The sequence below is a fragment of the Nocardia acididurans genome (genome assembly GCF_016741815.1).
GTDB lineage: Bacteria > Actinomycetota > Actinomycetes > Mycobacteriales > Mycobacteriaceae > Nocardia > Nocardia acididurans.
Genome location: NZ_JAERRJ010000003.1, coordinates 303,472 through 316,140 on the forward strand (window position 1 = coordinate 303,472; position 12,669 = coordinate 316,140).

The following is a 12,669-nucleotide window of genomic DNA, read 5'->3' on the forward strand; positions in this document are numbered from 1 at the left end:
GGAGAAATAGCAATGAGCACAGCATCGCACAGCGATTCCGTGGGGGGTGGCGGTCGGGTGACGGGTGGGCCAACGAAACTCGCCGAAGCCGAACTGCGGGCCATCGCGGAGAAGGGCGCGGCCGAACTCGGACCGAACGCCACCGCGCAGGAACTGCTGCAGTGGACCGAGGACACCTTCGGAACCAACTACATCGTCGCCTCCAATATGCAGGACGCGGTGCTGGTGCAGCTGGCCGCGCAGGTGCATGCCGGAGTGGACGTGCTGTTCCTCGACACCGGCTACCACTTCGCCGAAACCATCGGTACGCGTGACGCGGTCGAGCTGGTGTACGGCGTGAACATCGTGAACGTGCAGCCGGAAAACACTGTGGCCGAACAGGATCAGCTGCTCGGCAAGGATCTGTTCGCCCGTGACGCCGCCGAATGCTGCCGGCTGCGCAAGGTGGTGCCGCTGCAGAAGTCGCTCGCCGGCTACAACGCCTGGGTGACCGGCATCCGCCGCGTGGAGGCGCCGACCCGCGCCAACGCCCCCCTGATTTCCTTCGACGAGGGCTTCGGCCTGGTGAAGATCAATCCGATCGCCGCCTGGTCCGACGACGAGATGGCCGCCTACATCGAGGCCAACGGCATTCTCGTCAATCCCCTTGTGGAGGAGGGATATCCGTCCATCGGTTGCGCTCCGTGCACGCGGAAGCCGGAACCGGGATCCGATCCGCGATCCGGCCGCTGGGCCGGGCTCGCCAAGACCGAATGCGGGTTGCACGCGTCATGACGACTACCGAGACCGAATTCGACACGCTCGCCGCGCTCGAGTCCGAATCCATCCACATCTTCCGCGAGGTGGCGGGCGAGTTCGAGCGGCCGGTGATCCTGTTCTCCGGCGGCAAGGACTCCACGGTGCTGCTGCACCTGGCGATCAAGGCCTTCTGGCCCGCGCCGCTGCCGTTCACGCTGCTGCACGTGGACACCGGGCACAACCTGCCCGAGGTGCTCGACTTCCGCGACCATGTGGTCGAGAAGTACGGCCTGCGACTGCATGTCGCCTCCGTCGAGGAGTACCTCGCCGACGGGCGGCTGCAGGAGCGCCCGGACGGCATCCGCAATCCGCTGCAGACCGTGCCGCTGCTGGACGCCATCAACGAGAACCGCTTCGACGCGGTCTTCGGTGGCGGCCGCCGCGACGAAGAGCGTTCGCGCGCCAAGGAACGCATCTTCTCGCTGCGCGACGCCTTCGGACGCTGGGATCCCAAGCGGCAGCGGCCCGAACTGTGGAACCTGTACAACGGCCGGCACGCTCCCGGCGAGCACGTGCGCGTGTTCCCCATCTCCAACTGGACCGAACTCGACATCTGGCGCTACATCGCCCGCGAGAACGTGGAACTGGCCAGCATCTACTACGCCCACGAGCGCCCGGTGTACCAGCGCGACGGCATGTGGATGACCCCCGGCTCCTGGGGCGGTCCCGCCGAAGGTGAAGAGCTGCTGGTGAAGTCGGTGCGCTACCGCACCGTCGGCGACGGATCCACCACCGGCGCAATCATTTCCGACGCCGCCGACAACGAGGCGATCCTCGCCGAGGTGGCCGCGTCCCGACTGACCGAACGTGGCGCCACCCGGGGAGACGACCGTGTCTCCGAGGCAGCCATGGAAGACCGTAAGCGAGAGGGCTACTTCTGATGTCCGACCTACTCCGACTGGCCACCGCCGGATCGGTCGACGACGGCAAGTCCACCTTGGTCGGACGGCTTCTGTACGACACGAAATCGGTGCTGGCGGACCAGATCGACGCGGTGACCCGCGCCTCGGTCGACAAGGGTCTGGCCACGCCGGATCTGTCGCTGCTCGTGGACGGCCTGCGCGCCGAGCGCGAGCAGGGCATCACCATCGATGTGGCGTACCGCTACTTCGCCACGCCCGCACGGTCTTTCGTGCTCGCCGACACCCCGGGACATGTGCAGTACACCCGCAATACGGTGTCCGGCGCGTCCACCGCGCAGCTGGTGATCCTGCTGGTGGACGCCCGTAAGGGCGTCATCGAGCAGACTCGCCGCCATGCCGCCGTGATGGCGCTGCTGGGTGTGCCGAAGCTGGTGCTCGCGGTCAACAAGATCGACCTGGTCGACGACCCGGCCGGTGTGTTCGACAAGATCCGCACCGAATTCGCCGTGCTGACAGCCAAACTCGGCTGGTCGGCCGACGATGTGCAGGAGATTCCGGTCTCCGCGCTGCACGGCGACAATGTTGCCTCGCGGTCGGAGAACACCCCCTACTACGACGGGCCGTCGCTCATCGAGCACCTGGAATCGGTACCCGTCGACGCCGACGCGCACGGCCGCCACGAAGTGGGCCTGCGCTTCCCCGTGCAGTACGTGATCCGCCCGCGCACCGCCGAATACCCGGACTACCGCGGCTACGCGGGCCAGGTCGCGGCCGGTGTGGTCAGCAAGGGCGACGAGGTCGTGGTGCTGCCGTCCGGCACCCGCACCACCGTCGAGCGCATCGACACCGCCAACGGCGAACTGGCCTCCGCACAGCCGGGCCGCAGCGTCACGCTGATCCTGGCCGATGATGTCGACGTCTCGCGCGGCGATGTCATCGCCGCCGCCACCGGCGCTCCCGAGCCGATCGACGCCTTCGACGCGACGGTCTGCTGGCTCGGCGACAAGCCGCTGCGCCCGGGCGCGCGCCTGCTGCTCAAGCACGGCACCCGCACCACCCAGGCCATCGTGGGCTCGCTGCTGGAGCGCTTCGACGAACAGCACCTGGCGGCGGATCCGAACCCGGAAACCCTGGCGCTCAACGACATCGGCCGCATCTCCATCCGGGTCGCCGACCCGATCGTGGCCGACGACTACAGCGTCAACCGGCACACCGGCTCCTTCCTGCTCATCGACCCGGCGGGCGGCAACACCCTCGCCGCCGGTCTGGTGGGCGACGCGCTGACCGCCGTCGAGGTCGGCACGGAAGCCGGAGTCTGAGCATGAACGCCCCTGCCCGCGGTGTCGCTGCGGCGGCGCCGGCGGGCGGGCTCGGGCCGCGCACGCGGCCCGAGCCGCACGTCGGACCGGCGGGCGGCCGGCCACGCTCCGGAAAGCCCAGCGGCCCAGTGCTTGTCGCGGTGGCACACGGCAGCCGCGATCCGCGCTCGGCAGCGACCATGCGCGATGTGGTGGAGCAGCTCGCCGCCGCCCATCCGGACACCGATGTGCGCCTGGCCTTCCTGGACCTGAGCACACCATCGGTCGACGAGGTCCTCGATGCCGTTGCGGCCGAAGGCCATTCACAGGCCATCGTGGTTCCGCTGCTGCTCGGCAGCGCCTTCCACGCCCGGGTGGACCTGCCCGGACTGCTGGAGGCGGCGAGCGCCCGCAACCCGCGCCTGCGCCTCACCCAGGCCGATGTGCTCGGACCCGATCCGCGACTGATCGTCGCACTGCGAGATCGCGTGCACGACAGCCTGATCGGTGCGCATTCGGCCAGCACCGGAATCGGCGCGACAGGGTTCTCCGATCAGCACGATCACTCGTACCCGGGAACATCGGACCGCGGCGGCCGCATAGGCATCGCGGTCGCGGCCGTCGGCTCCTCGTCGGCATCCGCCAACGCCGCCACCGCCCGGGTCGCGACGCGGCTCACGGAGATCACCGGCTGGGATACCGAGATCTGCTTCGCCACCACCGAACCCACAGTGCTCGAGGCTGTTTCACGCCTTCGGGCGCGCGGGGCCGAGCAGGTGCTGGTGGCCCCGTGGTTCCTCGCCCCCGGCCTGCTCACCGATCGGCTGCTCGGCGCCGCACCCGATCTGATCCATGCCGAGGTGATCGGTCCGCACCCGGCACTCACCGAAATCATTTGGGACCGGTACGCTTTCGCGGCCACGACGCCGCTCCCGCTGTCCGCCTGACCTGGTGCGCCACCGGCCCTGACAGGACCGGGCGGTTGTGGCGGAGCGGACCGGGTAGGCGTTGATATGGCCTATCAACCTCGAAAACTGTTCAGAATCACGACACTATGCGGCGCGCTGGTGATCACGCCGGTGATGGTCGCCGCCGGTGCGGCGGGCGCTCCGGAGCCGCAGCCCGACCCCAGCGCGGCCATCCGCTGTATCGACGAGGTGACCAGCGACGACTCCTTCTACGGCGGGCCACGGGCATCCGATGTGTACGACAATCGGTTCCGGGGCAGCCATGCCGTGCCGCATCTGAGCACGCATGTGCCGCAGGGCACCGCCACCTGGTCGAACTGGAAGGGCGAAGACGATCTGATCCTGATCGCCTCGTATGTTCCTGACAGCAAGGACAATTCGATCATCAGTGCGCTGGATGCCCGCAGCGGCGAGCTCGTCGGCACCGCGGAGATCGACAACGCGCACGTCGGCGGGATCGCGGTCTTCGAAGAGCAGGGGTGGATGTTCGTCGCGGGGGCCGAGGCGAAAACGCTGCGCAAGTATCCGCTCGACCGGCTGCGGCAGGCGATCGAGAACTCCTCGCATATCGCGCAGGAGGGCGGGGATATCGAGGTCGCGGGCGGATCCTCCTTCCTCACCAGCCATGGGCCGAGCGACACCCTGTGGACGGGATCGTTCGAATCCGACAGGCGCGGAGTCATGTACTCGTACCGGGTCGGCGAGAACGGGGACCTCTCCGGGCGCGAAGGACCGTGGCAGGTGCCGACGAAGACGCAGGGGCTGGTCGTCACCGACGACCTGTTCATCTACAGCACCTCGTTCACCCGGCCGAATCGCAGCAATATCTATGTGGTCCGGCGCGGTGAGGGCTCCACCGATCTCGACAAGGCGCGACTGCGGTGCGTGCGCGCGCCGAGCATGTCCGAGGGGCTGACCGTCTTCGGCGACGACGTCTACCTGGCCTTCGAATCCGGGGCCGCGTACTACCGCTCGGACCCGGACAACCAACCCCGCAACATCATCGAACACCTGCACCGGGTCCCACTGGCGGAGCTCGACGAACTCGCACCGCGCAGCGGCCCCACCGGGTGAGCTCGGGCCCAGCCGATACGCTGGGCGAATGATCCGGGCTGTGGTGTTCGATGTGGGCGAGACGTTGATCGACGAGACGCGGATTTGGACGCGGTGGGCGGATCGGCTGGGGGTGCCGCGGTTCGCGTTCATGGGGGTGATCGGGGGGATGGCGGCGACCGGACGGCCGTTGACGGATGCGTTCGGGATGGTGCGGCCGGGGCTGGACTGGGCCGTCGAAGAAGCGGACTGGGCTGCCGAGGAACCGGATTCGCTGCGGAACAACTTCGACGGCGACGATCTGTATCCGGATGTGCGGGGTGCGCTCACCGAACTGCGGCGGCGCGGGCTGACGGTGATCATCGCGGGGAATCAGCCGCCGCAGGCCAAGGCCGCGCTGGAGCGGATGGGGCTGCCGGTGGATGCGATCTACACCTCGGCGGAGTGGGGGCTGGAGAAGCCGGATCCGGCGTTCTTTCTGAAAGTGGCCGAGGTGGCGGGGTTTTCGGCCGGGGAGATCTGCTATGTGGGCGATCGGGTCGACAATGACGTGCTGCCGGTGCACGAGGCGGGCATGATGCCGGTGCTGATCCGGCGCGGGCCGTGGGGGTATCTGAGCGCGGAGACGCCGGAGGCGGCCTGGTACGGGACGGTCGTGAACAGCCTCGACGAACTGCCCGGCCTGCTGTCGCCCGCCTGAGGACGGCGGTCGGCCGACCCGCCTCCGCATACCCCGCTCGGACGGGCGTGACGGTGAATCCGCTTCTCCCGCAACGTTTCGCAGTTAGTTGACACATCAAATGCAACGGCGAATTTCCGCCAGCCCCACCTCTCGCGACAGCGTTGAATATGACGTGTCAACGAAATTGCCGACGCGAGGAAGTACAGCCATGAACGCACGCTTCGAATCCAAGGTCGCCGTCATCACCGGAGCCACGTCGGGAGTCGGCGCGGCGGTCGCCCGCCGCATCGCCGCCGAGGGCGGAGCCGTCGTCCTCGGCGCCCGCGGCAAGCAGGCCGGTGACCGCATGGCCGAGGAGATCCGCTCCGCGGGCGGGCGCGCCCTGTTCGTCCCCACCGATGTCACGGTCGAAGCCGATGTCGCCCGCCTGACCGAGGCCGCCGTCAGCGAATTCGGCCGCCTGGACGCCGCTTTCAACAACGCGGGCGCGGTGAACGCCTTCGGCCCCGTCCAGGACATCGACGAGTCCGGCTGGCGCGCCGACCTCGAACTGAACCTCACCTCCGTCTACTACGGCCTGCGCCACCAGGTTCCGGCCATGATCGCCACCGGCGGCGGCGCCATCCTCAACAACGCCTCCAACCTCGGCGTGGTCGGCATGGCCTCGGTCGCCCCCTACGTCGCGGCCAAACACGGCGTCATCGGCCTCACCCGCGCCGTCGCCCTCGAGAACGCGGACCTTCCCATCCGAGTGAACGCCCTGGTCTCCGGCGCGGTGGACACCCCCGCCTTCCGAAACTCCATGGGCGCCACCCCAGAAGGCGAAGCCGCCATCGCCGCCCTCCACCCCCTCGGCCGCATCGCCACCCCCGCGGAGATCGCCGCCTTCTGCGCCTACCTGCTCAGCGACGAAGCCTCCTTCATCACCGGCGCGGCCCTGGCCGCCGACGGCGGCTTCACCGCCCGTTGATCAGCTCGCGGAAAGCCGAAACCCGGCCTGGGCGAACACTTTTCCGGTGATCGTCGTTCCCGCGAGAGCCTGAACGCCGGAGGAGTGATGCCTAGGCCGGGCAACCGCTGACAGCGGCGACCGAGCCCACCCACGCGCTGGGCACTGGAGGCGCGGGGGTGGGCCGGTCGCGGCCGACTCCGGTCAGGTGGTGGACCCTTCCGCCTGACCGGGCCGTTCTGGGTGCGGAGGCCGGGTAGCACCTCCGCCTGGAGTGGGAGCCTTTGCGGGAGTGGGAGATTGCGGATACGGATGTCGGATCGTTCGACGCAGAGATTCGGATGTCGGATCGTTCCGCGCAGGATCGGTGGGGTCAGAGGAAGGATCGGTGCGGTCAGCGGGAGGATCGGTGCGGTCCACAGGAGAATCGGTGCGGTCCACAGGAGAATCGGCGGGGTCAGCGGGAGCCACCACCGCCACCGCCTCCTCCCCCACCGGATCCACCGGATCCACCGGAGCCGCCGGACCCTCCGGATCCACCCGAGCCGCCAGACCCTCCGGAAGCACCTGAGCCGCCGGAGTTGGACCCGCCGGAGTTTCCGCGTCCGCCGGAGTTCGAACCGCCGGTGCCGCCTGCGCCCGAGCCGCCCCGGGAGCCGCCGCCCGACATGCTGCCGCCCGAGGTGGAGCCGCCGCCGGAACCTCCGGATGTCGAACCGCCGCCGGTGCTTCCGCCGGAGCCGCCGGTGTTGCCGCTGCCGCCGGTGTTTCCGCCGCCTCCCGTGCTGCCGCCGGAATTGCCTGCGCCGGAACCGCCCGCACCGGTTCCACCGGAACCGCCTGCACCGGTACCGCCGCCCGCGGAGTCGCTTCCGCCGGAACCGCCCGTACCGCCGGTACCACCACCGGAATTGCTGCCACCGGTATTGCCGCCGCCACCGGTGCCGCCGCCGGAATCACCACTGCCGCCCGTGCCGCCGCCCGATGGGTCACTACCGCCGGTGCCGCCACCGCCACCGGTGGACGTGTCGCCGCCAGGTGTGCCGCCGCCGGTGCCGCCCGGGTCGCCTGCACCGGGTGTGCCGCCGGTGGAACCATCCGAGGGGGTACCGCCCGGGGTGCCACCCGCAGCTGGATCACCGGAAGGGGTTCCGCCGCCGGGAGTTCCGCCGCCCGCGGGGTCGCCGGTGCCGGGGTTGCCGGTGCCGGGAGTGCCGGGAGTTGTTCCGCCGCCCGGGGTTTCGGCGCCCGGCGTGCCGGGGGTGCCGCCCGCTACGGGATCGGCGGGGGTTGTTCCGGGATCGGGGGTGGTACCCGGGGCGGGGGCAGTCGGGCCCTCACCGGAAATCGGTCCGCCGCCGGGGGTTTCGGAGCCGGGGGTGCCGGGGGTTTCAGCGCCCGGCGTGCCGGGACCGGGCTGCTGGGGCTGGTTGACCACTCGGCCGGGGAGGCTGATGGAGGGCAGGGTGCCGAAGGTCCGGGGGAAGCGGGAGGACACCGTGAGGAAGGGGATGGGGTTGGTGAAGTCGGCCGGGTTGGCGTAGGTGCCGCCGGAGTCGTCGCGTGGTTCACAGCGGCTGCCGGGGCCGGCGCTGGTAATCCGGTTGGTGCCGCCGGAGTGCGTGGGGGCGGTGCCGGGGGTGTAGGGGCCGTAGGTGCGGGTGGAGACCGCGGCGTTGGTGATCGCGTGGGGGCGGGTGCCGGGGGTCGCGACATCGTCGAAGACGAGGACGTCGCCGGGGCCGGCGCTCGGGGGGTTGGGGATGGGGGCGGCCTGGAGGCCGGGCGGGATGCCCGCGGGGCCGCCGAGAACCGTGGCGGCGGACATGGCGAGGGCGGAAGCCACTGCGGCGCCGGAGAATACGGCCGCGCGCGGAGCGTAGCGGCCGATGGCCGAGCCGGTGTCGACACTGCGGTAGGCGGCGATGGCCGCGCCGACCGCGACGGTGTGCGCCGGGTCGGGCGACATGACGACCGGGCGGCCGAGGTCGGACAGGACGCGCGCCACCTCGCCGGGGCGGGCCGCGCCGCCGATGAGCAGGACGCGGTCGATATCGTCCAGTTCCAGGCCGGTGCGGTGCACGCAGGCGCGGACGAGCCGTAGCGAATTGCGAATGTGCCAGCAGCGCAGGCGATTCGTGTCGGAGGCCGGGACGACGGCTGAAACGGGTTGCGGCGCACCGGGTGCGATGCTGCGGGCGTACCGCGCCAGCAGTGCGCCGAGGTGCCGCCCGCCGTATTCGTGGGAGCGTTCGGCCCTACCGAGAATGCCGCGTTCGTCGCGATCGGCCTCGGTGCGCACCACCGCGATGTCGAGGCTGTTGCCGCCCAGGTCGTAGACGAGGGTGAGGCCGCCCTCGGAGATCCCGTGTTCGTGATCCAGCCACTCCACCGCCGCGACGGGTTCGGGCATGAGCAGCACGTCGGCCGCGCCGGACCAGTCCAGCGCCCGCCGCAACCGGGTGACGTGCTTGTCGGAATAGCAAGCGGGATAGGTGGTTACGGCCGGATCCTCGGGCGCGTTGGCGGCGATGAGCCCGTTCACCACGGCGGCCACCAGATCTGCGGGCGACCAGATGCGCCCGCCGACGACCACCGGATCCGGTTCGGCGGTGAGGTCGGCGAAATCGGTGACCACGGGGGCGAATCGGGGGATGCCGCCGATGCGCGGCCCGCCGGCGCTGTCGAAGGTGACGGCGGTGCGCCGTACGCGCACGCCCGGCCGGGTCCGATCACCGGAGGTCGTGGCCCACACGGAGTTCACTGTGCCGATGCTCATACCAAAGCCAACAGTCATCGCTATCCCGTCAACGCACCGAGACCACGGCCTCACGGCATCACAACCCTGTGGTCGCGGTCGTTTACCAAACAGCGCGTTCAGGTTAACTGGCTCATGCCGGACATGAATATCGAATTAACAGAAAAGATTTCGCGTCCAGTAGCGAAGGTAGCGAATCCACTGGTCAGGCAACTGTCACTGCAAGATCGAATCGAACTGGACGCCAAGACACATGACCGAATGCGCTCGCGTGGCAACAGCACAGCGAACGACTTATTAAAACCAACCGGTATGTGAGAAGTGTCCGAAAAAGAAAACCGCAACGTCCGTACGCCGCAGTCGATTACCGTCGCTGGTAGGTAGCTCACCAAGGTTTCCCTTATCGGGATAACCGTTCAGCTCCCAGCGACACCGAATTCAACCTCCACACAGGGGAAGTCGCACAATGCCCGCGCGGCATTACACCGCGCTCTACGCAACCCACACATGATGGACTCGCGTACAACGGATTCGCAGCCGCACTGCGGGCGGATACCCCTGACAGCTGCCCTGAAACGTCAACCGCCGCATGCGAACCGGTTCGCATGCGGCGGTTTGTGCCGTTTGTACGGAATTGTGCGCGTTATCGACTGCGCACCAACAGCTTCAGCGCACGTCGCGGCCTGTTCACCGCACCGCCGCGCACGGCGTGCGGCTGACGCTCGCCGACCAGTCGGTCGAAATCCCGTGCGTCCCCCGCGGGTTCGGCCAGGCGACCGGCATTGAAGTCGTCCACCAGTTGCCGCACCGTCTGCTGAGCGCAGGACTTGTTCGTGCCGATAAAACCGGTCGGTCCCCGCTTGATCCAGCCGGTGACATACGTACCGGAAACCACGGAACCGCCCGCCGTTTCGAGCACCCGGCCATCCAGGTTCGGAATGATCCCGGCCCGCTCGTCGAACGGCAGCCCCGCCAGCGGAACACCGCGGTAGCCCACCGAAGCCAGCACCAGACCGGCCTCCAGGGTCTCCACCTCGCCGGTCGCGACCGCCCGCACCACGCCATCGGCATCGGTGACGAGCTCGTTGCGCGCCACCACGACACCGGTCACCCGATCGTCGCCCGCGAGGGCGGTCGGCGCGGACAGGTACCGGAAGACGATCCGCTTGCGCCCGCCCACCGGCCGATCCGCCAAGCCGCGCAACAACTTCAGCTTGTGCTCGATCTTCTGCGGCATATCCGGCGTGTACTCCGGAATCTCGCCCTCGACGACGATATCCACGTCCGCGCCCAGCAGGCCCACGAATTCCGGCACGGTGAAAGCGGATTCGGCCGGACCGCGACGACCCAGCACCACCACTTCCTCGATCCGGCTGCGCCGCAACGCCGCCAGCGCGCGCGGCGCGACATCGGTGCCGGTCAGCAGTTCCGGATCGGTGGTGAGAATGCGCGCCACATCCAGCGCCACATTGCCGTTGCCGACGATCACGGCGCGGCGCTGCGACAGGTCGAAGTGCCGGCCGGCCTGATCGGGATGCCCGTTGTACCAGGCCACGAACTCGGTGGCGGAGACGCTGCCCGGCAGCCCCTCCCCCTCGATATCCAGCTTGCGGTCGGCGGACGCGCCCACGGCGTAGATCACGGCGTGATGCGAGGCCAGCAGCTCGGCATGCGAAACATGCTCGCCCACAGCCACATTCAGGTACGAGCCGAATCCCGGCTGCGCCGAGATCACGTCGAACAGCTTGCTCACCTGACGGGTCTTGGTGTGATCGGGCGCCACGCCGAAGCGCGCCAGACCGTACGGCGTGGACAACCGGTCGAGCACCGTCACCGAAACGCCGTGCTGCGTGAGCAATTCGTCGGCCGCGTACATGGCCGACGGACCCGAACCCACGATGGCCACCCGCAGCGGCTCGCGTCCGGGCTTGACCTCCGGGGCCGGGATCGGCCGGGCCAGCAGCGGCCGCGGCCGCTCGTGCCGGTAGAAATCAGCGTTGATCTCGATGAACGGCTTCTGTTCCGCGGTCAGCTTCTTCGAGGACACGATGGCGTCCACCGGGCAGGCGGTGGCGCAGGCGCCGCAGTCCACGCAGGCCTGCGGATCCACGTACAGCATTTCGGCCGTGCGGAAGTCCGGTTCGTCCGGGGTGGGGTGGATGCAGTTGACCGGGCAGGCGTACACGCAGGAGGCATCACTGCAGCACGACTGGGTGACAACGTACGGCACTGTACGAATCCCCTCGTTCTCAGGCGGCCGAGTGCGAAGCGCCGCGGATCGGCTCGGAGCGGTAGCGCGAAGCGGGGCCGTCGATGCCGAGGACCTTCCACACGCGCTTGGCGATCGGGTTCATCAGGCCGATCTCGTGGGCCAGGGCCCGCACGTCGATGAAGTAGTCGGCGAAGACCTGCTTGGCTTCCTTGGAGCCGTAGAACAGTTCCTTGCGCACCTTCTCCGGGATGTCGAACTCCTGGAAGAACTTCTTGGGCGGGGTCGCGATGGAACGGCCCAGGATGAACATGACGATCGGCATGGCGATCGAGAGCACGAAGCGCTGCGGGGCGCCCTGCTCCGGCACGTGATGCTTGAGGAACTCGTGCGCGAAGGAGATGTGGCGCGCCTCCTCGGCGACGTGGATGGACATGACGCCGCGCATGATCGGGTGCACCTCCTCACCCGAACGCAGGATCTGCTTCTGGATGTGGTCGATCGGCTCCTCGCCGGCGAGCACGGCCATGAAGAACAGGTTGGGGAACATGACCGCGACGGGCACGCCCAGGTGACGAAGCTGGCGGACCAGCGGGCCCATGCCGGGAACGTCGGCGCCGATGCGGTTCACCATCTCCTGGAACATCAGGGTGTGGTTGAGCTCTTCGGCCATCTCGTGGGTGCAGTACCGGAACTCCGGGTCACCGTTGGCCAGGGAGAAGGTGTGGTTGACCATGCCGGAGATCAGGATCGACTCGAACTGCAGGCCGACCTTGGCGACATTGGCCTGGCGGTACTTGCCGATCTCGATCTTCTGCTCGTCGGTGAGGGCCATGTACCAGGGGTGGCGGCCCAGCGGGTCGGCGGAGCCGGGGAGGATCCAGCGCTCGGGCTTGGTGTTGGCGTCGAAGTCCGGGTTTTCCCAGTCGATGTCCTCGTAGGGGTCGAAGCTACGGTTCACCGAGCCTTCCGACAGCAGCAGGAGCTTGTTCGCGTACTCCAGCGCTTCGGCAACCACAGGGTCGTCGGTCGGGGTGGTGGTCGGAGACATCGTCGTCACCTCTCCAGTCAGTGGCGGTATCTGTTTCCCA

At 68.7% G+C, this 12,669-nt stretch carries 10 protein-coding genes; 7 read left to right on the forward strand and 3 right to left on the reverse strand.

Going from position 1 to position 12,669, the window contains the following annotated elements:
* The first annotated feature begins 12 nt into the window (after nucleotides 1–12).
* The 7 genes from JK358_RS09440 to JK358_RS09470 all read left to right on the forward strand — a co-directional run bounded on the left by JK358_RS09440 (nucleotide 13) and on the right by JK358_RS09470 (nucleotide 6,632).
* Nucleotides 13–774 (forward strand): phosphoadenylyl-sulfate reductase, encoded by a 762-nt coding sequence (locus tag JK358_RS09440; RefSeq protein ID WP_201945641.1) that lies wholly within the window; start codon nucleotides 13–15, stop codon nucleotides 772–774.
* A complete protein-coding gene (gene cysD, locus JK358_RS09445; RefSeq protein ID WP_201945642.1) occupies nucleotides 753–1,679 on the forward strand; it encodes a sulfate adenylyltransferase subunit CysD in 927 nt (308 codons plus the stop codon). The genes JK358_RS09440 and cysD overlap by 22 nt, the downstream gene beginning before the upstream one ends.
* Complete coding sequence (locus JK358_RS09450; protein WP_201945643.1) at nucleotides 1,679–2,980, forward strand: sulfate adenylyltransferase subunit 1; 1,302 nt, start codon at nucleotides 1,679–1,681, stop codon at nucleotides 2,978–2,980. The genes cysD and JK358_RS09450 overlap by 1 nt, the downstream gene beginning before the upstream one ends.
* A 2-nt stretch (nucleotides 2,981–2,982) precedes the next feature.
* Complete coding sequence (locus tag JK358_RS09455) at nucleotides 2,983–3,906, forward strand: sirohydrochlorin chelatase (RefSeq protein ID WP_201945644.1); 924 nt, start codon at nucleotides 2,983–2,985, stop codon at nucleotides 3,904–3,906.
* 120 nt (nucleotides 3,907–4,026) lie between these two features.
* Nucleotides 4,027–5,001: a hypothetical protein gene (locus JK358_RS09460; RefSeq protein WP_201945647.1), complete on the forward strand. Its 975-nt coding sequence runs from the start codon at nucleotides 4,027–4,029 to the stop codon at nucleotides 4,999–5,001.
* Between the two features lie 28 nt (nucleotides 5,002–5,029).
* Nucleotides 5,030–5,680: an HAD family hydrolase gene (locus tag JK358_RS09465; RefSeq protein WP_201945650.1), complete on the forward strand. Its 651-nt coding sequence runs from the start codon at nucleotides 5,030–5,032 to the stop codon at nucleotides 5,678–5,680.
* Nucleotides 5,681–5,870: 190 nt separating this feature from the next.
* Nucleotides 5,871–6,632 carry an SDR family NAD(P)-dependent oxidoreductase gene (locus JK358_RS09470; RefSeq protein WP_201945653.1) on the forward strand — a complete coding sequence of 254 codons (762 nt, stop codon included), beginning with the start codon at nucleotides 5,871–5,873 and terminating at the stop codon, nucleotides 6,630–6,632.
* Nucleotides 6,633–7,068: 436 nt separating this feature from the next.
* Here JK358_RS09470 and JK358_RS09475 read toward each other — a convergent pair whose 3' ends face one another.
* The 3 genes from JK358_RS09475 to JK358_RS09485 all read right to left on the reverse strand — a co-directional run bounded on the left by JK358_RS09475 (nucleotide 7,069) and on the right by JK358_RS09485 (nucleotide 12,629).
* Nucleotides 7,069–9,390 (reverse strand): Hsp70 family protein, encoded by a 2,322-nt coding sequence (locus tag JK358_RS09475; protein ID WP_201945656.1) that lies wholly within the window; start codon nucleotides 9,388–9,390, stop codon nucleotides 7,069–7,071.
* Nucleotides 9,391–10,012: 622 nt separating this feature from the next.
* Entirely contained in the window at nucleotides 10,013–11,599 is a 1,587-nt protein-coding gene (locus JK358_RS09480) for an FAD-dependent oxidoreductase (RefSeq protein WP_201945658.1), read from the reverse strand.
* 19 nt (nucleotides 11,600–11,618) lie between these two features.
* Nucleotides 11,619–12,629: an AurF N-oxygenase family protein gene (locus JK358_RS09485; RefSeq protein ID WP_201945660.1), complete on the reverse strand. Its 1,011-nt coding sequence runs from the start codon at nucleotides 12,627–12,629 to the stop codon at nucleotides 11,619–11,621.
* Nucleotides 12,630–12,669: the final 40 nt, after the last annotated feature.